The sequence below is a fragment of the Pseudomonas citronellolis genome (assembly GCF_900112375.1).
Taxonomy (GTDB): Bacteria; Pseudomonadota; Gammaproteobacteria; order Pseudomonadales; family Pseudomonadaceae; genus Pseudomonas; species Pseudomonas citronellolis.
The window spans coordinates 37,644-62,124 of record NZ_FOLS01000004.1 but is presented as its reverse complement, the minus strand read 5'-3'; the positions used below and the strand labels follow the sequence as shown (position 1 = coordinate 62,124).

23 protein-coding genes are annotated in these 24,481 nt (G+C 68.2%); 10 read left to right on the top strand and 13 right to left on the bottom strand.

Features of this window, described 5'->3' with window-relative positions:
• Positions 1 to 43 precede the first annotated feature (43 nt).
• Positions 44 to 2,920: an aminomethyl-transferring glycine dehydrogenase gene (gene gcvP, locus BM060_RS05335; RefSeq protein WP_074977954.1), complete on the top strand. Its 2,877-nt coding sequence runs from the start codon at positions 44 to 46 to the stop codon at positions 2,918 to 2,920.
• Between the two features lie 263 nt (positions 2,921 to 3,183).
• Here gcvP and BM060_RS05330 read toward each other — a convergent pair whose 3' ends face one another.
• Positions 3,184 to 3,510, bottom strand: coding sequence for a DUF2388 domain-containing protein (locus tag BM060_RS05330; protein ID WP_074977952.1), 327 nt, complete (start codon positions 3,508 to 3,510; stop codon positions 3,184 to 3,186).
• A gap of 121 nt (positions 3,511 to 3,631) precedes the next feature.
• Between BM060_RS05330 and BM060_RS05325 the strand changes: the two genes are divergently transcribed.
• A complete protein-coding gene (locus tag BM060_RS05325; protein ID WP_074977950.1) occupies positions 3,632 to 3,934 on the top strand; it encodes a type II toxin-antitoxin system HigB family toxin in 303 nt (100 codons plus the stop codon).
• A gap of 6 nt (positions 3,935 to 3,940) precedes the next feature.
• Positions 3,941 to 4,306 carry a helix-turn-helix domain-containing protein gene (locus tag BM060_RS05320; protein ID WP_074977948.1) on the top strand — a complete coding sequence of 122 codons (366 nt, stop codon included), beginning with the start codon at positions 3,941 to 3,943 and terminating at the stop codon, positions 4,304 to 4,306.
• Between the two features lie 69 nt (positions 4,307 to 4,375).
• On the opposite strand, the gene BM060_RS05315 is transcribed toward BM060_RS05320, so the two are convergent.
• The 5 genes from BM060_RS05315 to BM060_RS05295 all read right to left on the bottom strand — a co-directional run bounded on the left by BM060_RS05315 (position 4,376) and on the right by BM060_RS05295 (position 10,653).
• A complete protein-coding gene (locus BM060_RS05315) occupies positions 4,376 to 4,693 on the bottom strand; it encodes a DUF2388 domain-containing protein (RefSeq protein WP_043314009.1) in 318 nt (105 codons plus the stop codon).
• A gap of 100 nt (positions 4,694 to 4,793) precedes the next feature.
• Positions 4,794 to 7,163, bottom strand: a complete 2,370-nt coding sequence (locus BM060_RS05310; RefSeq protein ID WP_074977945.1) for a tetratricopeptide repeat protein — start codon at positions 7,161 to 7,163, stop codon at positions 4,794 to 4,796.
• 120 nt (positions 7,164 to 7,283) lie between these two features.
• Entirely contained in the window at positions 7,284 to 8,564 is a 1,281-nt protein-coding gene (locus BM060_RS05305) for a cytochrome c (protein WP_074977943.1), read from the bottom strand.
• Between the two features lie 2 nt (positions 8,565 to 8,566).
• A complete protein-coding gene (locus tag BM060_RS05300; RefSeq protein WP_074977940.1) occupies positions 8,567 to 10,150 on the bottom strand; it encodes a GMC family oxidoreductase in 1,584 nt (527 codons plus the stop codon).
• A gap of 2 nt (positions 10,151 to 10,152) precedes the next feature.
• Positions 10,153 to 10,653, bottom strand: a complete 501-nt coding sequence (locus BM060_RS05295; RefSeq protein ID WP_074977938.1) for a sugar dehydrogenase complex small subunit — start codon at positions 10,651 to 10,653, stop codon at positions 10,153 to 10,155.
• 230 nt (positions 10,654 to 10,883) lie between these two features.
• Between BM060_RS05295 and BM060_RS05290 the strand changes: the two genes are divergently transcribed.
• Entirely contained in the window at positions 10,884 to 11,678 is a 795-nt protein-coding gene (locus tag BM060_RS05290; protein ID WP_074977936.1) for a thymidylate synthase, read from the top strand.
• 63 nt (positions 11,679 to 11,741) lie between these two features.
• On the opposite strand, the gene BM060_RS05285 is transcribed toward BM060_RS05290, so the two are convergent.
• Positions 11,742 to 12,563: a class I SAM-dependent methyltransferase gene (locus BM060_RS05285; protein ID WP_083426723.1), complete on the bottom strand. Its 822-nt coding sequence runs from the start codon at positions 12,561 to 12,563 to the stop codon at positions 11,742 to 11,744.
• 310 nt (positions 12,564 to 12,873) lie between these two features.
• Between BM060_RS05285 and BM060_RS05280 the strand changes: the two genes are divergently transcribed.
• Together BM060_RS05280 and BM060_RS05275 are read left to right on the top strand one after the other, a co-directional pair.
• A complete protein-coding gene (locus tag BM060_RS05280; RefSeq protein ID WP_074977931.1) occupies positions 12,874 to 14,037 on the top strand; it encodes an iron-containing alcohol dehydrogenase in 1,164 nt (387 codons plus the stop codon).
• Between the two features lie 7 nt (positions 14,038 to 14,044).
• A complete protein-coding gene (locus tag BM060_RS05275; protein WP_074977929.1) occupies positions 14,045 to 14,476 on the top strand; it encodes an acyl-CoA thioesterase in 432 nt (143 codons plus the stop codon).
• A 482-nt stretch (positions 14,477 to 14,958) separates the two neighbouring features.
• Here the strand turns inward: BM060_RS05275 and BM060_RS05270 are convergent, their stop codons facing one another.
• From BM060_RS05270 to fdhD, 5 genes are all read right to left on the bottom strand, one after another.
• Entirely contained in the window at positions 14,959 to 15,327 is a 369-nt protein-coding gene (locus BM060_RS05270; RefSeq protein ID WP_245322976.1) for a hypothetical protein, read from the bottom strand.
• 208 nt (positions 15,328 to 15,535) lie between these two features.
• The gene (locus tag BM060_RS05265; protein WP_043314000.1) at positions 15,536 to 15,955 is read right to left on the bottom strand and encodes a glycine zipper domain-containing protein; all 420 of its coding nucleotides are present in this window, start codon (positions 15,953 to 15,955) and stop codon (positions 15,536 to 15,538) included.
• Between the two features lie 111 nt (positions 15,956 to 16,066).
• Positions 16,067 to 16,555, bottom strand: coding sequence for a YMGG-like glycine zipper-containing protein (locus tag BM060_RS05260; protein ID WP_074977927.1), 489 nt, complete (start codon positions 16,553 to 16,555; stop codon positions 16,067 to 16,069).
• Between the two features lie 333 nt (positions 16,556 to 16,888).
• On the bottom strand, positions 16,889 to 19,210 hold the full coding sequence (locus BM060_RS05255; protein ID WP_074977925.1) for an FdhF/YdeP family oxidoreductase: 2,322 nt from the start codon (positions 19,208 to 19,210) through the stop codon (positions 16,889 to 16,891).
• A complete protein-coding gene (gene fdhD, locus BM060_RS05250; RefSeq protein WP_074977923.1) occupies positions 19,207 to 20,049 on the bottom strand; it encodes a formate dehydrogenase accessory sulfurtransferase FdhD in 843 nt (280 codons plus the stop codon). The genes BM060_RS05255 and fdhD overlap by 4 nt, the downstream gene beginning before the upstream one ends.
• Before the next feature lie 242 nt (positions 20,050 to 20,291).
• Between fdhD and lysM the strand changes: the two genes are divergently transcribed.
• Complete coding sequence (gene lysM / locus BM060_RS05245) at positions 20,292 to 20,729, top strand: peptidoglycan-binding protein LysM (RefSeq protein WP_043269560.1); 438 nt, start codon at positions 20,292 to 20,294, stop codon at positions 20,727 to 20,729.
• Positions 20,730 to 20,916: 187 nt separating this feature from the next.
• Here the strand turns inward: lysM and yrfG are convergent, their stop codons facing one another.
• Positions 20,917 to 21,579, bottom strand: a complete 663-nt coding sequence (gene yrfG, locus BM060_RS05240; protein WP_074977921.1) for a GMP/IMP nucleotidase — start codon at positions 21,577 to 21,579, stop codon at positions 20,917 to 20,919.
• 114 nt (positions 21,580 to 21,693) lie between these two features.
• Here yrfG and nudE point away from each other — a divergent pair, with 114 nt between their 5' ends.
• From nudE to mutM, 3 genes are all read left to right on the top strand, one after another.
• On the top strand, positions 21,694 to 22,260 hold the full coding sequence (gene nudE / locus BM060_RS05235) for an ADP compounds hydrolase NudE (RefSeq protein WP_009615159.1): 567 nt from the start codon (positions 21,694 to 21,696) through the stop codon (positions 22,258 to 22,260).
• On the top strand, positions 22,260 to 23,078 hold the full coding sequence (cysQ, locus tag BM060_RS05230; protein ID WP_074977918.1) for a 3'(2'),5'-bisphosphate nucleotidase CysQ: 819 nt from the start codon (positions 22,260 to 22,262) through the stop codon (positions 23,076 to 23,078). Before nudE ends, cysQ begins: the two co-directional genes overlap by 1 nt.
• A gap of 463 nt (positions 23,079 to 23,541) precedes the next feature.
• Complete coding sequence (gene mutM / locus BM060_RS05225) at positions 23,542 to 24,354, top strand: bifunctional DNA-formamidopyrimidine glycosylase/DNA-(apurinic or apyrimidinic site) lyase (RefSeq protein ID WP_043313994.1); 813 nt, start codon at positions 23,542 to 23,544, stop codon at positions 24,352 to 24,354.
• Positions 24,355 to 24,481: the final 127 nt, after the last annotated feature.

Here is a 24,481-nt window from a genome sequence, read left to right as displayed (position 1 = left end):
CCTATCCTGTGTGGATCGTGCATTCCCGATCGAGGTCCAGGCCATGTCGAAAAGCCCTTCGCTGTCCCAGCTGAACCAGCCCGATGCCTTCCTGCGCCGCCACCTCGGCCCCGACGAGGCGGAGCGACGGACGATGCTCGAGGCCCTGGGCGTCGCCAGCCTCGACGACCTGATCGTGCAGACGGTGCCGCCGGCCATCCGCCTGAACCGCCCGCTGGAGCTGCCGCCGGCGCTGGACGAGGAGGGCGCCCTGGCCAGGTTGCGCGGCTATGCGCAGCAGAACCAGCTGTGGACCAGCCTGATCGGCACCGGCTACTACGGCACCGTCACGCCCACGGTGATCCTCCGCAACGTGCTGGAGAACCCCGGCTGGTACACCGCCTACACCCCCTACCAGCCGGAGATCGCCCAGGGCCGCCTGGAGGCGCTGCTGAACTTCCAGCAGCTGACCATCGACCTCACCGGCCTGGACCTGGCCAGCGCCTCGCTGCTCGACGAGGCCACCGCCGCCGCCGAGGCCATGGCCCTGGCCAAGCGCGTGGCCAAGGCCAAGAGCAACCTGTTCTTCGTCGACGTGAACTGCCACCCGCAGACCATTTCCGTGGTGCGCACCCGCGCCGAGGCCTTCGGTTTCGACCTGGTGCTGGACGAACTGGACAACCTGGGCCAGCACGCCGTGTTCGGCGCGCTGCTGCAGTACCCGGACAGCCGCGGCGAGGTCCGCGACCTGCGCCCGCTGATCGATGCCCTGCACGCCCGGCAGGCCATCGCCTGCGTCGCCGCCGACCTGCTCAGCCTGCTGCTGCTGACGCCGCCGGGCGAACTGGGCGCCGACGTGGTGCTCGGCAGCGCCCAGCGCTTCGGCGTGCCCATGGGCTACGGCGGGCCCCACGCGGCCTTCTTCGCCACCCGCGACGAATTCAAGCGGGCCATGCCCGGGCGGATCATCGGCGTATCCCGCGATGCCCGCGGCAACACCGCGCTGCGCATGGCGCTGCAGACCCGCGAGCAGCACATCCGCCGCGAGAAGGCCAACTCCAACGTCTGCACCTCGCAGGTGCTGTTGGCCAACATCGCCAGCCTCTACGCCGTCTACCACGGCCCCGAGGGCCTCAAGCGCATCGCCCAGCGCGTGCACCGGCTCACCGCCATCCTCGCCGCCGGGCTGTTCGCCAAGGGTCTCAAGCGCGTCAACGCGCACTTCTTCGACACCCTGACCCTGGAGGTGGGCGCGCAGCAGGCGGCCATCCTCGAACGCGCCCGCGCGGCGCGCTACAACCTGCGCATCGTCGGCGAGGACCGCCTGGGCGTCAGCCTGGACGAAACCTGCAGCGCCGAAACCGTCGCCACGCTGTTCGACATCTTCCTCGGCGCCGGCCACGGCCTGAGCATCGCCGTGCTGGATGCCGGCGACCTCTCCGACGGCATCCCCGGCACCCTGCAGCGCCGCTCCGGCTACCTGGGCCACCCGGTGTTCAACCGCCACCACAGCGAAACCGAGATGCTGCGCTACCTGCGCCAGCTCGAAGGCAAGGACCTGGCGCTGAACCAGGCGATGATCCCGCTGGGCTCCTGCACCATGAAGCTCAACGCCACCAGCGAGATGATCCCCATCACCTGGCCGGAGTTCGCCAACCTGCACCCCTTCGTGCCGCGCGAGCAGGCCGAGGGCTACCGGCTGATGATCGACGAGCTGGAGAGCTGGCTGCGCGTCATCACCGGCTTCGACGCCATCTGTATGCAGCCCAACTCCGGGGCCCAGGGCGAGTACGCCGGGCTGCTGGCGATCCGCAAGTACCACGAGAGCCGCGGCGAGGGGCACCGCAACGTCTGCCTGATCCCGTCCTCGGCCCACGGCACCAACCCGGCCTCGGCGATCATGGCGAGCATGCGCGTGGTGATAGTCGAGTGCGACAAGGGCGGCAACGTCGACCTGGAAGACCTCAAGCTCAAGGCCGCCGAGGCCGGCGCCCAGCTGGCCTGCCTGATGATCACCTACCCCTCGACCCACGGCGTGTACGAGGAGGGCATCCGCGAGATCTGCGAGGTTATCCACAGCCACGGCGGCCAGGTCTACATGGACGGCGCCAACCTCAACGCCCAGGTCGGCCTGGCGCGGCCGGCGGACATCGGCGCCGACGTGTCGCACATGAACCTGCACAAGACCTTCTGCATTCCCCACGGCGGCGGCGGCCCGGGCATGGGCCCGATCGGCGTGAAGAAACACCTGGCGCCGTTCGTCGCCAACCACCCGGTGATCCGCATCGAAGGCCCCAACCCGCTGAACGACGCGGTCAGCGCCGCGCCCTGGGGCAGCGCCAGCATCCTGCCGATCAGCTGGATGTACATCGCCATGATGGGCCCGCAGCTGGCCGACGCCACCGAGGTGGCCATCCTCAGCGCCAACTACCTGGCCCAGCGCCTGGATGGTGCCTTCCCGGTGCTCTACCGCGGGCGCAACGAGCGCGTGGCCCACGAATGCATCCTCGACCTGCGGCCGCTCAAGGCGCAGACCGGGATCAGCGAGGAGGACGTGGCCAAGCGCCTGATGGACTACGGCTTCCACGCCCCGACCATGTCCTTCCCGGTGCCCGGCACGCTGATGGTGGAGCCCACCGAGAGCGAATCGCTGCACGAGCTGGACCGCTTCGTCGAGGCGATGCTGAGCATCCGCGCGGAAATCGCCAAGGTGGAGACCGGCGAATGGCCGGCCGAGGACAACCCGCTCAAGCGCGCCCCGCACACCCTGGCCGACGTCACCGGCCCCTGGGAGCGGCCCTACGGCATCGCCGAAGCGGTGACCCCCAGCGAGCACACCCGCGCCTTCAAGTACTGGCCGGCGGTGAACCGGGTGGACAACGTGTTCGGCGACCGCAACCTGTTCTGCGCCTGCGTGCCGGTGGACGAGTACCGGGAGTGAAGGGGCAAGCGTCCCGAGGCTTTTCGTAGGAGCGAGCTTGCTCGCGAACGGACACCGCAGCGGGGCTCGTTCGCGAGCAAGCTCGCTCCTACAAGGCCGTAGCCCATGGGCGCTGGTGTTCCAGCCGGCGGCGGATAACGCTTCGCGTTATTCGCCCTACGGTTCGGGCGGGTTGTAGCTCCGTAGGATGGCGTTGAGCGCAGCGATACCCATCGCCACGGCCGCATGAGTTTCGCAAGCTCAACCCATCCTACGAAGCGCCGTCACTGCGCCACGCCGTCCTGGCTCATCAGGATGGCATTGGCCAGCTCCATGTCGCTGCGCTGCTGCAGCTCCGGATGATCGCTGCGCAGGCGCTGCAATGCGGCCTCCAGGTACGGGCCGCGGATGGCGCCGTCGCTGGCCACGTAACTGCCGGCGTCGTCGCGGGCGGCGAGGATCAGCTTGTGGTCGTGCTTGAAGGTCAGGTAGGTCGAGGCGGTGGTGGCCCCGGAGGAGATGATGTCGCGCCAGAAGCTGTCGGCCATGGCCGGGGCCAGGGGAAGCAGGGCGAAGACAGCCAGGATGCCGGTCAATTTGAACATGCGCATGGGAGTTGCTCCTCCGTAGGTCCGCATACCTTTCTGAGCGCTCGGCGCTACCAGGGGTTCCGGTTATCTGGATGACCGGTTCGCGGTTGCGTTAGTCCCGCCTTGGGACTAGCATGTGCCGATGAAAATCATCGCCATCGGCAACCTGCGCGATTTCTGGACGGCCCATCCGGACGCGGAGCAACCGCTCAAGGCCTGGATCGATGAAGCCAAGGCCGCGACCTGGAGCCAGCCGGGCGACATCAAGGCCAGGTATGCCAGCGCGAGCATCCTCAAGAGCCGTCGGGTGGTGTTCAACATCAAGGGCAACGACTATCGACTGATCGTCGCGGTTGTCTACCGGTTCGGCGCGGTCTACATCAAGTTCATCGGCACGCACGTGCAGTACGATGCCGTCGACGCGAATACCGTCGAGATGGAGTGAGAGAGCATGCACATCCGACCTATCCATACGCACGAGGACTACAAGGCCAGCCTCAAGGAACTGTCCGTCTACTTCGATGACGAGCCGGAGCCCGGCACCCCCGAGGGGGATCGTTTCGAAGTGTTGTTGACGCTGGTCGAGGCCTATGAGGCCAAGCACTACCCGGTCGAGGCGCCGCACCCCATCGAGGCCATCAAGTTCCGCATGGAGCAGGGCGGCCTGACCGTCAAGGACCTGGTGCCCTCGATTGGCCAGCCCAACCGCGTCTATGAGGTGCTGTCCGGCAAGCGCAGCCTGACGCTGCCGATGATCCGCAAGCTGCATCGCAACCTGGGGATTCCCGCCGAGAGTCTGATCGCCGAGTACGCCTGAGGCGAGCGCATCGAAAAGCCCGCTGCCCCGTGAGGAGCTGCGGGCTTTTGCGTGTCCGGGGAGTGCCGCTCAGCGTTCGCCGGCCAGCAATGCACTGGCCAGCTCCATGTCGCTGCGTTGCTGCAACTGCGGGTAGTCGCTGCGCAGCCGCTGCAGCTCGGCTTCCAGCCAGGGGCCGCGGATGGCGCCGGCGCTGGCGACGAAGCTGCCGGCGTCCTCGGCCAGCGGGCCGACCAGTTTGTGGTCGTCGCGGCTGGTGAGGTAGCTGGAGGCGGTGGTGGCGCCGGTGGACAGCACGCCGCGCCAGAAGCCGGCGTCTTCGGCCTGGGCGGCGGCGAAGGGGAGGGTGGACAGGGCGACGGCCAGGGCCGCTCCGGGGATACGCATGGGTGCTCCTTGGGTGACTGCTTTCGCGTCCCCTCAGAGTGCGTGCCCGCCGGCGAGTTCCGGAGCGCCTGGTGGAATCAGGCACTTCCGAGCGGCGCCGTCATTCTCCCTTCAGCGCCGGGTCGTCGGGGTTCTGCTGTTCCAGCTCGGCCAGTTGCATCTGCACCTTCTCCAGTTGGCCGATCTCGCGTAGGTAGGCGATCAGCGCCAGGCGCGCGTCGCGGTTGGCCGGGTGGCGTTGCAGCAGTTGCTCCAACTGGCGGCAGGCGGCGTCGGCCTGGCCGGTGTCGTGCAGGCCGATGGCCAGGATGTAGCGGAACTGGGCGCTGTCCGGGGCCAGGCGCACCGCTTCCTGCAGCTCCTTGAGCGCCGCGTCGCGCTGGCCCTGGCGGATCAGCGCCAGGCCCAGGGCATGGTGCAGCAGGCCGGACTGCGGGTGGCGCTTGAGCGCGCCGTCCAGCAGCTGGCGGGCTTCGTCGGGGCGCTGGCGGGCTTCCAGCCACTGGTAGAGGCTGACCAGCGCCGGCAAGAAGTCGGGGTCGCGCACCAGGGCCGCGCGCAGCGCCGGTTCCACTTCGGCGTCGCGGCCGGTGACCTGGTAGAGCATGGCGCGGTTGAGGTTGGACTCGGCGCGCTCGGCCAGGCTCAGCTGGACCTCCTCGTATTCCTTCAGGCCCTTGGCCAGCGGCGCCTGCAACCCGGCGCGCACCTCCGGCGGCAGTTGCGCCAGTTGCCAGGTGGCGGAGAGGCGCACGGCGCGCAGCGGGTCGTCCAGCAGCGGGGCCAGCAGCAGCGCCTGGCGCGGCGGGCTGGCCAGGGCGGCGACCGCGCCTATGGCGGCGTTGCGCACCAGCGGGTCGTTGTCCTTCAGGCCCTGGGCGGCCAGTTCCAGGGAGCGCGGGCTGGGATAGGCGGGCAGTTCGGCGAGCAGGGTGGCGCGGCGGATCGCCGGCAGGTCGCTGCTGGCCAGCAGCAGGTGCAGTGCCCGCGAGGCGCCGGGCTGGCCGTTGCGGGCCTTCCACTGGGTGTCGTCGTAGCGCGGCACGGCGCCGGCCGGCTTGGCGTCGCTGGCGTACCACAGGCGGAACTGCTCGCTGACCTTGGAGGCGCTGTCGCGGTGGCAGCCCATGCAGGCGTCCGGCGCGCCTATCTTCTGCGCATGCTGCGGGTCGGGGATGCTGAAGCTGTGGTCATGCCGGTAGTGGTTGACCATGTAGTACTTGCCCGGCATGTGGCAGGACGTGCACTGCGCGCCAGGCGTGCCGCTCTGGTGGTGATGGTGTTCGGGCGAGTCGTAGTCCTTCGCCAGCAGGCCCTTGCCGTCGATGCCCGGGCGCACCGGCTTGCCGGCCGGGTTGTGGCACTGCAGGCAGAGGCCGTTGCCGGCGATCTTCACCTGGCCGCTGTGGGGGTTGTGGCAGTCGGTGCACTTCACGCCCTTCTCGAACATCTTGCTCTGGGTGAAGGAGCCCCACTCGAAGACCTCGTCCTTGATCTTGCCGTCGATCTGGTACAGCTCGCGGGTCAGCAGGCTGGGCAGGTAGTCGTCCATGAACCGGTGGCGGTGCTGGAAGCCGTCGCCCAGGGGCGCGCGGCGGGCGTGGCAGCGCGCGCAGTTCTCCACCAGCTCGCTGGCGGCGGTGCTGGCGCCCAGCGGCTTGTCGAAGCCGCGGCTGGCGTCGCCGTCGGGCTTCTGCGCCCATTCCAGGTGGCGCGAGGCCGGGCCGTGGCAAGCCTGGCAGCCGACGCCCAGGCTCTGCCAGTGGCTGGCGAAGGCGTTCTTGTCGGCGTCGAAGTTACGCTTGAACTCGGTGGTGTGGCACTCGATGCACATGAAGTTGGCGTTCTGCGTCGGGCGCGTCCAGTGCAGCTCGTCCTTGAAGTCGACGTGCTGCCCGGGGTTGAGCTCGAACCAGCGGTGCTTCTGGGTATCCCAGGCGACGCCGAGGGCCTGCAGGCGGCCGCCGGGGTATTCCAGCAGGTACTGCTGCAGCGGCGCCACGCCGAAGGTGTAGGCCACCTTGAAGTCCGCCGGCTTGCCGTCGGCGCCCGGGGTGTTCACCCAGAATTCCTCGCCCTTGCGGAAGAAGCGGGTGCTTTCGGCCTCGCCCTTGAACCTGGCGTCGGCGAAGTCGCCCAGCACGTTGGCTTCGTTGGCCACCTGCATCGCCTTGTGGTGATGCGAGCCCTGCCAGTCCTGGAACTGGCCCTGGTGGCAGCCCTGGCATTGCTGCTCGTCGACGAAGCCGGCCTTCGGCGCCTCGGCCACCACGGGTTTCGCCGGGGGCGCGGGCGGGGTCGCGACGGGCAGCGACGGGGCGCTGTGCTCGACGTACCACCAGGCGCCCGCGCTGGCCAGCAACAGCACGGCCACCAGCGCGGCAGCCAGGCGCCGCGCCAGGCGGGGAGGGGAAGTGGGTCGGGCCGGTGCGGCCCCTTTGCGGTCTTTCTTATGGGCAGGCTTCTGCATGCGACTTCCGTTGTTCGGGCAGCCATGTATCACGGTGGCAGCAGCTTCAGTGACTGCCGGGGGTATGTCAAACCCGGTTCCGCCGCAGTGGCGGCGGCCCCTCGAAAGGATGAGGCGCGTTCAGGGCTGGCGGATGGCGGCGACCCGGGCGCTGTCCACCTTCACCGCCGGGTTGCCGAACTGCGCCGTGAGGTAGTTGACCAGGGTGGCGATCTGCTGGTCGTCGAGCGCGCCGGCGAAGCCGGGCATGAACACTTCCTGCCCGGCGCTTTCGCGGTGCACGCCGGTGAGCACGACCTGCACCAGGTTGTCCGGCTGCCGCGCGCCCACCGTGGTGTTGCGGCTGAGCATGGGGTAGTAGGCGTCCTGCGTGCCCTGGCCGTTCCAGCCGTGGCAACTGGCGCAGTTGCCGAGGAACAGCCGGGCGCCGTCGTCGCGGGTCTGGGCATCGAAGTCCTCGCCGCGCAGCGTCACCACGTCGTCGGCGGGGCCGCCCCAGGCGAAGCGCGGCTTGCGCTCGCCGTCGCCGACCGCCCTGACGCTGCGCAGGTAGTTGGCGATGGCCTGCAGGTCGTCGGACCGCAGGTACTGGAAGCTGTGCTCCACGGCCTCGGCCATGGGCCCGGCGGCCTGGGCCTTGCCGGGCAGGCGGCCGCTGCGCAGGTACTGCGCCAGTTCGGCGTCGCTCCAGCCGCCGATGCCGGCGTGGGTGTCGCTGGTGATGTTGTAGGCGTACCAGCCGCCCAGGGCGGCGCCGGCGAGGTAGCCGCTGCCCTTCTCGTCCAGGGCCTTCTCCTGGAAGGCCAGGCCGCGCGGGGTATGGCAGGTGCCGCAGTGGGCCAGGCCCTGCACCAGGTAGGCGCCGCGGTTCCAGGCCGCGCTCTGTTTCGGGTTGGGCTGGAAGGGCCGGTCGTCGTGGAACAGCGCGTTCCAGACGGCCAGCGGCCAGCGCATGTTCAGCGGCCAGGGGATGTCGCTGTCGCGGTTGGCCTGGGCCACGGCCTCGACGCCGCCGCGCAGGAAATAGGCGTAGAGGGCCTGCATGTCCGCGTCGCCGAGCTTGGCGTAGGCGGTGTAGGGCATCGCCGGGTAGAGGTGCAGGCCGCCCCTGGCCACGCCTTCGCGCAGGGCGCGGGCGAAGTCTTCGTAGCTGTAGCTGCCGATGCCGGTGCGCGGATCGGGAGTGATGTTGCTGGAGTAGACCGCGCCCAGCGGGGTGGTCAGCGGCAGGCCGCCGGCGAAGGGCTGGCCGCCGGGCGCGGTGTGGCAGGCGGCGCAGTCGCCGGCGCGGGCCAGGTATTCGCCGCGTTGCAGCAGCTCGGCCGGCGCCGGGTCCAGGGCCGGGGCGGCCTGGGCCAGGCAGGGCAGCAGGAGGAGGGCGGCCAGCAGGCGGGTGGACATGCTCAGGCCTCCCCTTTCAGGCGCTCGGCCAGGCGCAGGGCGAGGGCGGCGAGGCTCAGGGTGCAGTTCACCGAGCCCACCGTGGGCATCACTGCGCTGCCGGCGATGAACAGGTTGGGATGGTCGTGGCTGCGGCAATCGCGGTCCACCACCGAGTCGCCGGGATCGTCGCCCATCAGCGTGGTGCCGGCGATGTGGTTATTGTTGGCGAAGCTGTCCTCGAACTGTACCTCGCTGCCGCCGAGCAGCCTGGCGGCATGGGCGTAGACCTCGCGGGTGTGCGCCGCGCTGCGGCGCACGTAGTCGTCCATGGCGTAGGTGAATTCCGGCTTGGGGATGCCCAGGGCGTCGCGCTCGCTGGCGCTGGGCACGATGCGGTTCTCCGGGCGCGGGAGGATTTCGTGGAAGCTGTCGAAACGCACGAAGCGCGCGGCGCGGTCGCGGATCTGCGCCTCCAGTTCGCGGCCGAGCAGCAGAGGGCCCTGGCGGATCAGTTCGGCAGCCACCTGGTCCACCCGCGAGAGGTTCGACAGGTGGATCTTCTTCGCCGCGTACTGGCTGCGGAAGGCGCCGTCGCGGAAGCCGACCATCGAGGTCATCTCCTGCGGCCCGCGCCCGGGCCAGAGCTTCTCGCTGGCGTAGAAGCGCACCGCGGTGCCGGGGTGGTCCATGAGGTTGCGGCCGACCATGCCGGAGGCGTTGCCGACTTCGGACATCAGCATCAGCTTGGGCGTTTCCACGCCATTGGCGGCGAGCACGAAGACCTTGCCTTCGACTCGCGTCTCCTCGCCCTGCGGGTCCTTGCAGAGGGCGGCGACTATGCGTCCGCCATCGCCCTTCTCCAGCTTGAACACCACGCTGTTGTCCAGCAGCCGGGCGCCGGCGGCCTCGGCCTTCTCGACATGGACGATGCCGTTGTACATGGCGCCGACCGGGCAGATCGGCATGCAGTTGTTGTTGCCGCAGCAGGTCGGCCGGCCGTCGAAGGGGCGGCTGTTGCGCGCCACCGGCTCGGTGACCACGCGGTAGCCGTTGGCGTTGAGCACGTCCTTCACCCGCTGCTCGTTCCACGACAGCGGCAGCGGCGCCATGGGGTAGGCCCGGCTGCGCGGCGAGCCCAGCTCCTCGTCGGCCGGGCCCCAGACGCCGAGGGCCTCTTCGGCGCGCTGGTACCAGGGCTCCAGCTCCGCGTACTCGAACGGCCAGTCGCGGCCGACGCCGTACAGGCTCTGGAGCTTGAAGTCGTTGGGCAGGAAGCGCCAGGCCGAGGCCGCCCAGTGCCAGGTGGTGCCGCCGACCACCCGCAGGTACTGCACGTCGTAGGGGTGTTCGCCCTTCTGCACCAGGTAGTGGTTGTCCGGGTGGTACTGCGGGTGCGGCGCGTAGGCCATGGACGGGTAGGGCGCCTGGTTGTCGGACTTGTCGGCCTGGTTGCGGAAGCGCTCGACGATCTCCCAGCGCGACAGCCGCGGGCCTGCTTCGAGAATCAGCACGTCCTTGCCGGCCAGGGCCAACTGGTGGGCGACCAGGGCGCCGGCGACGCCGGAGCCGACCACCACGTAGTCGGCGCTTTGCGTGTCGGCCATGCTCAGGCCCCCCGCTCGACCGGTTGCGCGGCCCAGAAGCCCGGCTGGTTGCTGCAGTAGCTGCGCGGCAGCAGCACGTCGTCCACCGCGCGGAACATCAGTGCGCTTTCGTAGGCGACCACGCTGGGGTGGTTGTCCTCGCCCACGTAGCCCAGGTACCAGGCGGCGAGCATCTGCCGCGCCAGCCACTGCTGGCGCTCGCTCCAGCGCTGGGGGCCGTCGCCCAGGCGCGCCTGCAGCTCGCCCAGGCTCTGGGCGAGGGCGGTGTCGCGCTGCGCCAGGGCCAGGTACAGGCGCTGGCCGATGCGTGGGTCGAGGTTGCTGCGCCCGGTCAGGCGCTGCGACAGCGTCATGAAGATCGCCAGTTCCGCCTCGGCCTGGGGCGTCAGCGCGGCCCAGGCCAGGGCCGCTGGGCCCAGCAGCAGGCCGCCGGCCACGGCGCCGCCGCAGACCATGGCCAGCAAGCGCCGGCGGGACAGGGAAAAGCGTGGCTGGTCTGGCATGCGGACCTCTCGTTCAGCAGGCAGCAGCGGCCCGGGGCCGCGGCGGGATCACGGTATCGCGGGCCGGGTCGTGCCCGGCCTTCTGGCTTATCGTCGGCGCGCTCCAACCAAGGGTGGCGGTACGCGGGCCTGCCCCTTAGTATTGCGGCATCTCGCGATTCTGCAGGGCGAAAGCGCCCGCGCCGAACCTTCGGCGTGCCTCGCGGACCTCTCTACGACACGGGTTTTCCATGAAACAGTACCTCGACCTGATGCGCCACGTGCGCGAGCACGGCACCTTCAAGAGCGACCGTACCGGCACCGGCACCTACAGTGTGTTCGGCCACCAGATGCGCTTCGACCTGGGCGAAGGCTTCCCCCTGGTGACCACCAAGAAGTGCCACCTGAAGTCGATCGTCCACGAGCTGCTGTGGTTCCTCAAAGGTTCGACCAACATCGCCTACCTGAAGGAAAACGGCGTCTCCATCTGGGACGAATGGGCCGACGAGAACGGCGACCTGGGCCCGGTCTACGGCTACCAGTGGCGCTCCTGGCCGGCGCCGGACGGCCGCCACATCGACCAGATCGCCAATCTGATGGACATGCTCAAGCGCAATCCGGACTCGCGCCGCCTGATCGTCTCGGCCTGGAACCCCGCGCTGATCGACGAGATGGCCCTGCCGCCGTGCCACGCGCTGTTCCAGTTCTACGTCGCCGACGGCAAGCTCAGCTGCCAGCTGTACCAGCGCTCGGCGGACATCTTCCTCGGCGTGCCCTTCAACATCGCCAGCTACGCCCTGTTGACGCTGATGGTCGCCCAGGTCGCCGGCCTGCAGCCGGGCGACTTCATCTGGACCGGCGGCGACTGCCACCTGTACGCCAACCACCTGGAGCAGGCCGACCTGCAGCTGAGCCGCGAGCCGCTGGCGCTGCCGACCATGAAGCTCAACCCCGAGGTGAAGGACCTGTTCGACTTCCGCTTCGAGGACTTCGAATTGGTCGGCTACGAATCCCATCCGCACATCAAGGCGCCTGTCGCCGTATAGGAAATCGACCGCAGGCTATTTCGTCCGTAGCCTGCGGACTTTCTGTCAGAGCTCTTGGCGAAACTAGACCGTTCTGAGCCAGAACGCTGCTCCGTGCCTTTCCACACCTTCCATTCGCTCGTCGGTCCAGAGGTCGTTCAGCAACTGCATACTCTCAGTGCAGTAGTAGAGGTAAACCAGGGGCAGTTCGATTTCCAGTCCTTTCATCCCACCCAGTAAGTAGCAGCACAGTAGATACTGTTCGTTGTAGAAGCGGTCCGCCCATTCGTTGGGATAGTCGAAGGGCAGGTAGATGTCATGTATGCCAATAGTTATGCCAGCACGCAGGGTGGGAAGTATCTCTGTGAAGAAGACCGTCACATCGGAGTTCTGGAATGACCGATGACTATTGTCGATGAAGAAGACGTCACCCTCTTCGAGTATCGAAAAGAAGTCGGTCTCCAGGTCCTCCAGTGGGGCCCTGACGACCTCGTCGCAAATGGCATCTATCTCGGCTCGCGGGCATGGATCGATCGAAATTATCCTAGTTTGCAGGTCATGATCCTTGATGGCCTGGCGGACGAACTTCGTCGAGTTGCCTGAACCGATCTCGACATAGTGGCGAGGGTTCTTCATGGCTGTATAGCCATATAGCGAAAGGGCATCGGCGCCTGGTAGCCAACCATTTATCCAGTTGGGGGCTTGCGGTCGGTTGGGCATGCAATCCCTTCTTATCTGGCAGAGTTGTTCCTTGAATTCTAGGAAGCCCTGCAGAGTGCTCTCTATCTTCAGTTGGTTTTCAAGGTGGTAGTTGTCAAGCAACTCTCTGATCCGAGAGCTTGCGAGGCTTTCTCTTCTCTTGGGGGTGTAATTCGAGTAATCGTTTATTATGACTTTATGTTCCATGGTTCTTATATATTCCAAGTGACTGGGTTGTTTTAAAGTTTCTGATCTTACAAGTGGTCCATGTAGGAGATTTCTATTTTTCCCTGTTCATAAGTTGATTATCGATCTTGGATTCGATGGGGCTTCGCCTTGCTGATGCGGAGTCGAACCTCCCTAATCACTCTGCAACTCCATTCACTAGGTGAATAAGTGTTTCGCCTGGCGGTATAGTATTTCGTGTTGATGAGGAGCGTTGCTATGCTGCAACGGCTGGCCGTCGCTTGGTGGCCTACGGATTTTCCGCAGTACAACGACAAGATCGGGGACCGTCATGCAGCCTTTCAGCTTCGCCACCACCGCGCAGATTCTTTGCGAGAGCGGTTCCGCCGCCCGCCTCGGCGCGCTTTGCCGGGAGCGCGGCGCCACCCGCGTGCTCATCGTCACTGACCCCGGCATCACCCGCCTGGGCCTGCTCGACGGGGTGCTGCCGGGCTTCGCCGCCGCCGGGGTGGCGGTGCAGGTGTTCGACCAGGTGCTGGCCGACCCGCCGGAAGCGGTGGTTCTGCAGGCCGCCATGCAGGCGGTGGAGATGGGCGCGCAACTGGTGGTCGGCTTTGGCGGCGGCAGCTCCATGGACGTGGCCAAGCTGGTCGCCCTGCTGGCCCACCCGCAGGCCAGCCAGGCGCTGCCGGAGCTGTTCGGCGTGGGCAATGCCCGCGGCCCGCGGCTGCCGCTGATCCAGGTGCCGACCACCGCCGGCACCGGCTCGGAAGTCACCCCCATCGCCATCGTCACCACTGGCGCCACCACCAAGAGCGGCGTGGTCAGCCCGCACCTGCTGCCGGACCTGGCCCTGCTCGACGCCGACCTGACCCTCGGCCTGCCGCCGGCGGTGACCGCGGCCACCGGCATCGACGCCATGGTCCACGCCATCGAGGCCTATACCAGCAAGCTGAAGAAGAACCCGCTGTCCGACCTGCTGGCCCGCGAGGCCCTGCGCCTGCTGGCGCAGAACCTCGATGCGGTGGTGCACGACGGCGCCAACCGCGAGGCGCGCCAGGCCATGCTGCTGGGCGCCTGCCTGGCCGGCCAGGCCTTCGCCAACGCGCCGGTGGCGGCGGTGCATGCCTTGGCCTACCCGCTGGGCGGGCACTTCCACATTCCCCATGGCCTGTCCAACGCGCTGGTGCTGCCGGAGGTGATGCGCTTCAATGCGCCGGCCGCCGCTGCGCTGTACGCGGAACTGGCGCCCTTGCTGCTCGGCGAGCGCCTGCGTCCCGGCGACCGCGACGGCCTGGTCGGGCAGTTCATCGACGAGCTGGCGGCGCTCAGCCCTCGCTGCGGCCTGCCTTCGCGCCTGCGCGACGCCGGGGTGCCGGAGCACATGCTGGTGCTGCTGGCCAGCGACGCCATGCAGCAGCAGCGCCTGCTGGTCAACAACCCGCGCGAGGTCGGCGAGGCCGACGCCCTGGCGATCTACCGCGCCGCCTACTGAGGACGACATGAGCGAACACCCCAGCCGCGCCGACTACCGGCACTTCCAGCCGATCACCACGCGCTGGCACGACAACGACATCTATGGCCACGTGAACAACGTGACCTACTACGGCTTCTTCGACACCGCGGTGAACACCTACCTGATCGAACAGGGCGGGCTGGACATCCACGACGGCGAGGTGGTCGGCTTCGTGGTCAGCTCCAGCTGCGACTACTTCGCCCCGGTGGCCTTCCCCGAGCGCATCGAGGTCGGCTTGCGCGTCGGCAAGCTGGGCAACAGCTCGGTGCAGTACGAGCTGGCGGTGTTCCGCCAGGGCGAGGACCTGGCCTGCGCCGCCGGGCGCTTCGTGCACGTCTTCGTCGAACGCGCGGGCAACCGCCCGGTACCGATTCCTGACGGCCTGCGCGAGGCGATGCAGGCGCTGCTGGTCGGTTGAGCTCGGGCCCACCGGGAACATTGTAGGAGCGCGCCCTGCGCGCGAAATCGCGGACGGAGTCCGCTCCTACGTTGTTTTCTGGGTTATTCCCCTTCGGGCCAGCGCAAGCGCTGTTCGCGATGGAGCCGCGTCCCGCGTTCGCGGGAATGACGTCGGAAAATACGATTCTTACCCCGTCATTCCCGCGAACGCGGGAACCCAATAGACAACTCCGTGACGTGCGGAAGACCTGTAGGAGCGGGCCCTGCCCGCGATTCGCGCGCAGGGCGCGCTCCTATAGGGGAACGGCCACGCGGCCCGTTACAGGTGAACACGGCCTTTCGTAGGAGCGAGCTTGCTCGCGAACATGCCCCGCTGCGGAGTCTGTTCGCGAGCAAGCTCGCTCCTACGAAGAGCGCCTCGGCGCGGCCTGCAAGGAGCACCCCCGTAGGATGGGTTGAGCGAAGCGATACCCATCACCACGATGCCGGTGGGCCGAGGCCCTACCAACCCAGCGGGTAGTGGCGGATGCGGCAGGGTTTGGGGTTGCCGTCGTTCTTGCACGTGCCGTCCAGGTACTGGTAGCGCATGCGGATGCGCTGCCCCGGCTTCGGCCATTGCTTGCGCGGCACCATGCTCTGGTAGTCGGGGCTCTCCGGTTCAAACTCGATCAACTGGCCTGGGGGCGGGCACTCGGCATTGGCCGGCTGCGCCCGGGTCTGCAGCACGCGGGCGCGCAGCCCGGGGTAGGGCTGTGTGCGTATGCCGCTGATTTCCACCTCCAGGCGGCAGACCTGCCAATTGGCCGCCTGGGCGGAGGGCAAAGCCAGCAGGCAGAGGACAGGACGGAGCAAGGCGGCGATGGCTTTCACGGGTTGTTCCTTGGCGCCGGTGAGCCAGGAAGCCTATACCAGCCGGGCGCTGTGCAGGGGCTTGTTCGGCATCTCTTCCTGCGGGATGACGGGAGCGGGGCGGGTTCGCGAGCAAGCTCGCTCCTACGGGCGTGTTCGCCCTGTGCCATGAAAAACGCCGTTTCCTCTAGGGGGAAACGGCGTTTTGTCTTGCTGTGCGACCGAAGGCTCAGTCGCGATGTTTGTGCCGGCGCTTGTGTTTGTGCTTGTGGCCGCTGTCGTGATGATCCTTGTCATCGGCCAGCGAGCTGCCCACCGCGCCGCCGGCAGCGCCGCCCAGGCCGGCGCCGATGGCTGCGCCGGTGGAGCCGCCGACCTTGTTGCCCAGCACCGAGCCGCCGGCCGCGCCCAGGCCACCGCCGATGGCGGCCTCGGTCTTCTTGCCGTCCTTGGCGCCCATGGCGCCGCCGGCCGCACCGCCGACGCCGGCGCCGATGGCCGCGCCGGTGCTGCCGCCCAGAGCGCCGCCGACGACGTTGCCCAGGGCGCCGCCCAGGCCGCTACCGACCGCCGCGTTGGTGTTGTCGCCGGCCAGGGCGTACTGGCTGGCGACCAGGCCGAGGGCCAGGGCCGAGAGAGTCTTGCGCATGTTCGAACCTTTGAGAGGGGAGAGAGTTGGAAGCATTGTTCCGAACGCAAAACAGCCGGACAAGCGTGTCCGGCTGAGCTGCGGGGTTTATCGTGGGGCGCCTGCCCTGGGTCAATCCCAGTGCTTGTGGCGGCGATGGTGCTTGTACCAGCCGCGATGACGGCCATTGTCATGCCAGTGGCGACGGTCGTCGTAGCGGGCGCGGCGGTAGCCGCGGTAGTCGTCGTCATCGTCGTGGCGGTTGCTGTCGGCATAGTGGTTGCCCAGGGCGCCACCGCCGCCGCCGCCCAGGGCCGCGCCGATCAGGCCGCCGGTGCTGCCGCCGATCTTGTTGCCGATGACCTGGCCGCCGGCCGCGCCGAGGCCGCCGCCGATGGCCGCTTCGGTCTTGTTGCCGCGGCGGGCGCCGACCGCGCCGCCGGCCGCGCCACCGACACCGGCGCCAATGGCTGCGCCGGTGCTGCCGCCGACCGCCTGGCCGACGACGGTACCCAATACCCCGCCCAGGGCGCCACCGACGCCGGCACGGGTGTCGCCGTCCGCGAAGGCGGAACCACCGACCAGCGCAAGAGACAACAGGAGCATCGAGGAGTACTTCATAGAGAGGTTCTCTGTGTGGATGTTGGCGCCGATGCTGCTGTTGTACGAAGGCGCTTACAAGCCTCTGCCGACGAGTGACGCGACTTTCATCAAAAAACGCAAGTATATGATTTAAGAACAGAACTTTTTCTATTTCGGGCTGTCAGAATGACATTCCGAGGGTATGAAATTCGCGTGTTTTTCTCACAAAATGCTGTTGCAATGATGGCATTTCACACGATGAGGAAAAAGGCGAAAGCCGATTCCTTGGACCGGCCTCGGCCCTTTCCCGTTGAATTTTCCGGATGAATGACCCGAGCGTACAACCATTCGAGGTCGTACGCCCGAGCAGCCTCAGAAGATGCGGCCGTCGTCCCGGGCGTTTTCCAGGCGCACCGCGACGAACTTCGAGGTTGGGGTGAAGCTGCCTTCGCCGTGGCTTTCCAGCGGCACCAGCGGGTTGGTCTCCGGGTAGTAGGCGGCCGCCTGGCCCTCCGGGACGTCGAACGCCAGCAGGGTGAAGCCGCTGACCCGCCGTTCCACGCCATCGTCCCACAGGGAAACCATGTCCACCTTCTGCCCGGGCTCGAAGCCCAGCCGGCGGATGTCCGCCTCGTTGGCGAAGACCACCTCGCGCTGGCCGCGCACGCCGCGGTAGCGGTCGTCCAGGCCGTAGATGGTGGTGTTGTACTGGTCGTGGGAGCGCAGTGTCTGGAGGATCAGGTGCGGGCGCTCGCCGGTGCGCCGCACCTGCTCCGGCAGCAGGTCCTCGGGCAGCGGCGCGGCGCTGAAGTTGGCCAGGCCGCTGGCGGTGTTCCAGCGCCGCTCCCGGGCTGCGTTGCCCAGGTAGAAGCCGCCCGGGTGCTTGACCCGCTGGTTGAAGCCGGCGAAGCCGGGGATGGTGTCGGCGATCAGCTCGCGGATGCGGTCGTAGTCGGCGATCAGCGCGTCCCAGTCCACCGGGTGGTTGCCCAGGGTGGCCTTGGCCATGCCGGCGATGATCGCCGGTTCCGAGCGCATCTGCGCCGAAAGCGGCTCCAACTGGCCAAAGGAGGCGTGGAGCATGCTGAAGGAGTCTTCCACGGTCACCGCCTGCGGGCCGCCGGCCTGGCGGTCGACGTCGGTGCGGCCGAGGCAGGGCAGGATCAGAGCGTCTTCGCCGCAGGTCAGGTGGCTGCGGTTGAGCTTGGTGCTGATGTGCACGGTCAGCGCGCAGCTCGCCAGGGCGCGGTGGGTGCGCGGGCTGTCCGGGGTGGCCTGGGCGAAGTTGCCGCCCAGGCCGATGAACGCCCGCGCCTTGCCTTCGAGCATGGCGTTGATGGCTTCCACGGTGTTGTGGCCGTTGTGCCGCGGCACCTGGAAGGCGAAGCGTTTCTCCAGGGCATCGAGCAGCGCCGCCGGCGGCCGGTCGTTGATGCCCATGGTGCGGTCGCCCTGCACGTTGCTGTGGCCACGCACCGGGCACAGGCCGGCGCCGGGCCGGCCGATGTTGCCGCGCAGCAGCTGCAGGTTGACCACTTCCTGGAGGGTCGGCACCGAATGGCGGTGCTGCGTCAGGCCCATGGCCCAGCACATGATCACGCGCTCGGCGCGGCGGTACATGGTCGCCGCCGTCTCGATCTCGGCCAGGCTCAGGCCCGACTGGCGCTCGATGGCGTCCCAGGCGGTGGCGTCCAGCTCGGCCAGGTAGGCCTCGACGCCATGGGTGTGTTCGGCGATGAAGGCGTGGTCGAACACCGCCGGCTCGCCCTTGGCCTGGGCCTCGCGCTCCCACTGCAGGAGGAACTTGGCCATGCCGCGCACGGCGGCCATGTCGCCGCCCAGGGCGGGGCGGAAGAACGCGGTGTTCAGCGGCTCGGAGCCGTTGGTCAGCATCTCCAGGGCGTGCTGCGGGTGCTGGAAGCGCTCCAGGCCGCGCTCCTTGAGCGGGTTGAAGGCCACCACCTGGGCGCCGCGCTTCACCGCCTCGCGCAGTGGTTCGAGCATGCGCGGGTGGTTGGTGCCGGGGTTCTGGCCGAACACGAAGATGGCGTCGGCGTGCTCGAAGTCGTCGAAGGTGACGGTGCCCTTGCCGACCCCGACGCTTTGCCCCAGGGCCACGCCGCTGGCCTCGTGGCACATGTTCGAGCAGTCCGGGAAGTTGTTGGTGCCGAAGGCGCGGACGAACAGCTGGTAGAGGAAGGCCGCCTCGTTGCTGGCCCGGCCGGAGGTGTAGAACTCGGCCTGGTCGGGGCTTTCCAGGCTGTTCAGGTGCTTGGCCACCAGGGCGAAGGCCTCGTCCCAGCTCACCGGCACGTAGCGGTCGCTGGCGCGGTCGTAGCGCATCGGCTCGGTCAGCCGGCCCTGGTACTCCAGCCAGTAGTCGCTCTGCTCGCGCAGCGCGCTGACGCTGTGGCGGGCGAAGAAGGCGGCGTCCACGCGGCGCTTGGTTGCTTCCCAGTTCACCGCCTTGGCGCCGTTCTCGCAGAACTTCACCCGGCCGTCCTCGGGGGAGTCGCCCCAGGCGCAGCCGGGGCAGTCGAAGCCGCCGTTCTGGTTGGTCTTGAGCAGCGCGCGCAGGTTCTTGAACGGCTGCTTGCTGTCCAGCCAGAAGCGCGTGACGCTGATCAGAGCGCCCCAGCCGGCTGCCGGGCCCTTGTAGGGTTGGTAACGGGGGTTGATCGGTTGCAGGCTCATCGGGATGTCGGGTGTCGGTGGGAGGCCGGCGCCGGGCTGTAGACCCGCGGCGCGTTGTGGTGGGGGAGGTGGACCAGGTTCAGCCGGTGCGCGCGCGCCCACTCGACGGTGAGCGCGCTGGGCGCGGACAGGCTGACCAGGGTGGCGATGCCGGCGCGCACGGCCTTTTGAATCAGCTCCAGGCTGCAGCGGCTGGTGACCACCGCGAAGCCCTCGCGGCAGTCCAGGCGTTGCTGCTTGAGCGCGCCTATCAGTTTGTCCAGGGCGTTGTGCCGGCCGATGTCCTCGCGGCACAGGACGATGCTGCCGGTGTCGTCGACATACAGCGCCGCGTGCAGTGCGCCGCTGCGTTGCGCCAGGCTCTGCGCCTGGTCGATGCGCTGGCGCAGGCCCTGCAGGTGGGCCGCCGGCGGCAGCGGCGCCGGCTCCAGTGGGCGCAGTTCGGGCAGCGCCTGTTCCAGCGCCTCCACGCCGCACAGGCCGCAGCCGCTGGTGCCGGCCAGGCGCCGGCGCAGGCGCTTGAGCGCCCAGAAGGCGCGGTTGGTGATCTGCACGTCGACGCTGATGGCGTCGGCGAGGCGCTTCAGGCGGATGTCATAGATGTCGTCGATGGACTCGACCAGGCCGGCGCTCAGGCTGAAGCCGCGGACGAAATCCTCGAGGTCGCCGGGCGAGGCCATCATCACGGCCTGGCTCAGGCCGTTGTAGGCGATGGCCAGGGCCACTTCCTCGGCCAGCACGGCGCTGCCGGAAGCGGGCCCGCTGCCCAGTTCGGCATAGGCGTAGGCGCCCTCGGCTGCGGCATCCGCGGGCGCCGGGCGATCTGGCTGGCAAGGCATGGGGTGGGCACTGTATTCGAATAATGGCCCCAGCCTAAGCCTGGGGGCCGAGGGTGTCCAATCGGCAGCGCCTATGCCGTGATCGATGGCGTCTATCACGAGGCTGGGCGGGGCGTTCCGTCGGTTGCCGCCGGCTTTCGGACAACTCCTATCGTTGTCTCCCCGGGTGGCGTCTAGACTTCCTGGCGGCGCGGCCGGTCTGGAGCTGGCCGCTGGAAACCGTAACCGCAAGGAGAAAGGACATGGGCATTCTGTCATTCGTTAAGGAAGCCGGTGAGAAACTGCTGGGCGGCCTGCTGGGCGACAAGGCGCAGGCCGCCGATTCGCTGAAGGAGCACGTGGCCAAGGTCGGCCTGGGCAACCCGAACATTCAGGTCAGCGTCGAGGGCGACAAGGTGATCGTCAGCGGCGAGGCGGCCAGCCAGGAAGAGAAGGAGAAGATTCTCCTGGCCCTGGGCAACGTCGAGGGCGTGGCCGGCGTCGAGGACAGCATCAGCGTGCCCCAGGCGGCGCCGGCGGCGCGCTTCGTGACGGTGAAGAAGGGCGACACCCTGAGCGCCATCGCCAAGGCCGAGTACGGCAACGCCAATGCCTACATGAAGATTTTCGAGGCCAACAAGCCGATGCTCAGCCACCCGGACAAGATCTACCCGGGGCAGGTGCTGCGGATTCCGGAGTAAGGCTACAGCACCCGTAGGAGCGGATTTATCCGCGATAGCCTCTGGGCTCCCGCGTTCGCGGGAGCGACGGGATCAAGATTCGTATTTTCCGACGTCGTCCCCGCGAACGCGGGGATCCAGAGACTCTGACACCAGGCCTCCCTTGTAGGAGCGCGCCTTGCGCGCGATTCGCGGGCAGGGCCCGCTCCTACAGGTCCTCGATCAGGCTGCGGTAGTCTTCCACCGCCGCGAATTCCGCCGTGTCCTTCGCCCCCTGGCGGCTGTCCGGCTGGCGTACCGCCAGCAGGTGGGCCACGCCGAAGGCGCGGGCGCTGCGCAGGATCGGCAGGCTGTCGTCGATGAACAGGCTGCGCGCCGGCTCGAAGCCGAAGTCGGCGCGCAGGGCCTGCCAGAACTGCTGGTCTTCCTTGGGGAAACCGTAGTCGTGGGAGCTGATCAGGCGGTCGAACCAGGGCGCCAGCTCCACCCGCTCCAGCTTCAGCGACAGCGAATCGCGGTGCGCGTTGGTGATCAGCGCCACGCGCTTGCCGGCGCGGCGCAATGCGGCGAGGAAGGTGTCGGCGTCCGGGCGCAGGGCGATCAGGTGCGCGACCTCGCGCTTGAGGTCGCGGACCGGCAGCTTCAGTTCGCGGCTCCAGAAGTCCAGGCAATACCAGTTGAGCTGCCCGGCGTTGTCGCGGAACAGCGGCAACAGCTCTGCGTCGGCCTGCTCGCGGCTGATGCCGTGGTGCTCGGCATAGCGCTGCGGCAGGTGCTCGAGCCAGAAATGGTTGTCGAAGTGCAGGTCGAGAAGGGTGCCGTCCATGTCCAGCAAGACGCTGTCGATCCCGGCCCAGTCCAGGCGTGGCATGTTCTGCCCTGTTGCGAAGTGCCGTCCTGTCGCCATCGAGGCGCAAGGATCGGCACGGATTATCGGAAAAGGCGGGTATCATAGCCCACCCGGACCCGCCCCAGGAGTCGTCCCATGCGTCAGAAACCCGAGGTGCTCGCCCGCGAGATCGTCGCCAAGAGCCGCCTGTTCGCAGTCGAAGAGCTGCAGTTGCGCTTCGCCAACGGCGTCGAGCGGACCTACGAGCGCCTGGTGGGCAAAGGCCAGGGTTATGGCGCGGTGATGGTGGTGGCGCTGCTGGACGCCGAGCACGCCGTGCTGGTGGAGGAATACTGCGCCGGCGTCGACGAATACCAGCTGTCGCTGCCCAAGGGCCTGGTGGAACCGGGCGAGGACGTGCTGGCCGCGGCCAACCGCGAGCTGAAGGAAGAAGCCGGCTACGGCGCCGGGCAGTTGGAGTACATCACCGAGCTGTCGCTGTCGCCGGGCTACATGAGCCAGCGCATCCAGGTGGTGCTGGCCCGCGACCTCTACGCCGAAAGCCTGCCGGGCGACGAACCCGAGCCGCTGCGGGTGGACCGCATCAACCTGCGCGAGCTGTCCAGTCTGGCGCAGAACGCCGCCTTCAGCGAAGGCCGCGCCCTGGCCGCGCTGTACCTGGTGCGCGACATCCTGATCCAGCGTGGGGAGCTGCAGCTCTGATGCAAGACCTGATTCCATCCGTCGTGGCGCTGGCGCAGCGTGCCGGCGAAGTCATACTGCCGTTCTGGCGCAGCGAACTGAAAGTGGACGAGAAGGCCGACGCCTCGCCGGTGACCGCCGCCGACCTGGCCGCCCACCGCGTGCTGGAAGAAGGCCTGCGGGCGCTGGTGCCGGAGGTGCCGGTGCTGTCCGAGGAGGATTGCGCCATCGCCCTGGCCGAGCGCCGCCAATGGTCGCGCTGGTGGCTGGTCGACCCGCTGGACGGCACCAAGGAATTCATCGCCGGCAGCGAGGAATTCACCGTCAACGTCGCCCTCATCGAGCACGGCAAGGTGCTGTTCGGCGTGGTCGGCATTCCGGCTACCGGCCGCTGCTACTACGGCGGCGCCGGCCTGGGCGCCTGGCGCCGGGACGCGAGCGGCGCGGTCGAACCGATCAGCGTGCGCAACGCGCCCGCCGAAGCCTTCACCGTGGTGGCCAGCAAGCGCCACTCCAGCCCGGCCCAGGAGCGCCTGCTGGCCGGCCTGGGCGAGCGCTTCGGCGACCTGGAGCTGGCCAATATCGGCAGCTCGCTGAAATTCTGCCTGCTGGCCGAAGGCTCGGCCGACTGCTACCCGCGCCTGGCGCCCACCTCGCAGTGGGACACCGCGGCGGCCCAGGGCGTGCTGGAGGGCGCCGGCGGCGAAGTGCTGGACCTGCGTGGCGAAGCCTTCACCTACGAGGCCCGCGAGGACTACCTGAACGGCTCCTTCCTGGCCCTGCCGAAGGCAGCGGCCTGGCGCGACGAGCTGATCCAGCTGGCCCGCGCGCTGGATTGATTTCCCGCGCCTGCGCGCGAAATCGCTTCCCGTAGGAGCGGACCTTGTCCGCGATAGCCGGACACACCGGCGCGATTCGCGGATAAGATCCGCTCCTACGCCACGCCTCCGCGCCATTCCCATGTAGGAGCGTGCCCTGCGCGCGAAATCGCGGGCAGGGCACGCTCCTACAGTTCAACATGAGGCATGGTGCTTCCCGTAGGAGCGGACCTTGTCCGCGATAGCCGGACACCTCGGCGCGATTCGCGGATAAGATCCGCTCCTACGGGGCTGCAAGGGAAACACCCGTAGGATGGTGTTGAGCGAAGCGATACCCATCAGCGCAACCGCATGGGTTTCGCAGGCTCAACCCATCCTACGAAGAGCATCTCGGCGCAGCCGGTAAGACAGCTGCCCCTGGCAAGCGAAGTGGTTCGCGAGCAAGCTTGCGCCTACCGACAGATCATCATCGCCGTGACTTTCCATGCCTGAATTACCCGAAGTCGAAACCACCCGCCGGGGCATCGCGCCCTACCTCGAAGGCCAGCGCGTCAGCCGCGTGGTGGTCCGCGACCGGCGCCTGCGCTGGCCGGTGCCCGAGGACCTGGACGTGCGCCTGTCCGGGCAGCGCATCCTGCAGGTCACGCGGCGCGCCAAGTACCTGCTGCTGGAGGCCGAGGCGGGCACGCTGATCAGCCACCTGGGCATGTCCGGCAGCCTGCGCCTGGTGGAGTGCGGCCTGGCGCCGGCCAAGCACGAGCACGTGGACATCGAGCTGGAGTCGGGCCTGGCGCTGCGCTACACCGACCCGCGGCGCTTCGGCGCGCTGCTCTGGAGCCAGGCGCCGCTGGAGCACGAGCTGCTGCGCCACCTGGGCCCGGAACCGCTCACCGACGCCTTCGAGGGCGAGCGCCTGTACCAGCTGTCCCGCGGGCGCAGCATGGCGGTCAAGCCGTTCATCATGGACAACGCCGTGGTGGTCGGGGTGGGCAACATCTACGCCACCGAGGCGCTGTTCGCCGCCGGCATCGACCCGCGCCGCGAGGCCGGGAGCATTTCGCGGGCGCGCTACCTGAAGCTCGCCGAGGAGATCAAGCGCATCCTGGCCATCGCCATCGAGCGCGGCGGCACCACCCTGCGCGACTTCGTCGGCGGCGATGGCCAGCCCGGCTACTTCCAGCAGGAGCTGTTCGTCTACGGCCGCGGCGGGGAGTTCTGCAAGGTCTGCGGCAGTACCCTGCGCGAGGTGCGCCTGGGCCAGCGCGCCAGCGTCTACTGTCCGCGCTGCCAACGCTGAGCGGGCGCTTTTCCGCTATTGCTATTGGGCGGTTCGCGAGCAAGAACTAGGCGTCCCCCTCGCTCCTACGAAGAGCGGCCGCCTGTAGGAGCGAGCTTGCTCGCGAACCCTGCCCTGCCCCCATAAC